Genomic DNA, 517 nt, shown 5'->3' with positions numbered 1-517 from the left:
ATACCCATACCTAGTAGAAACATATTAGCAACAAAGAGTTTATAATTCTTTATTTGTAATAACGCTGCAAACATATCCATAACCCCGCTTCTTAGAGCCCCTTTTAATTTATTAATTAGGGGCTCTTATGCAGTTGGTGCGTTAGCATCCAACTGTATTCCTTTGTCCCCTTTTAATTTATTAATTAGGGGCTCTTATGCAGTTGGTGCATTAGCAATCAACTGTATTCCTTTGTCCCCTTTTAATTTATTAATTAGGGGCTCTTATGCAGTTGGTGCATTAGCAACCAACTGTATTCCTTTGTCCCCTTTTAATTTATTAATTAGGGGCTCTTTTGCTGTTGGTGCATTAGCAACCAACTACGTTCAATTTAACCGAATAGTTTAAAACTAAATACAAACCTTAAATTAGTCTAAAACTACGCCTTTGGTTGTTCAACAAAGCTCGCCATGAGATTTACAAAAGAATCAACTTGTGGCAATTGCAACATGCTCGGATCATAACTCATAAATGTCGA

At 35.8% G+C, this 517-nt stretch carries 1 protein-coding gene and 1 pseudogene; both read right to left on the bottom strand.

From position 1 onward, the window contains the following. Positions 1-80 (bottom strand): hypothetical protein (locus IDG60_RS21940; RefSeq protein ID WP_241013325.1); only part of this gene is annotated, 80 nt, incomplete at its 3' end. Between the two features lie 338 nt (positions 81-418). Beyond that, positions 419-517: pseudogene (locus IDG60_RS02010) on the bottom strand (LysR family transcriptional regulator); the annotation flags it as partial.

Source organism: Staphylococcus sp. EG-SA-2 (genome assembly GCF_017152085.1).
The sequence above is the reverse complement of the archived record's forward strand: the minus strand, read 5'-3'. Positions and strand labels throughout refer to the sequence as shown.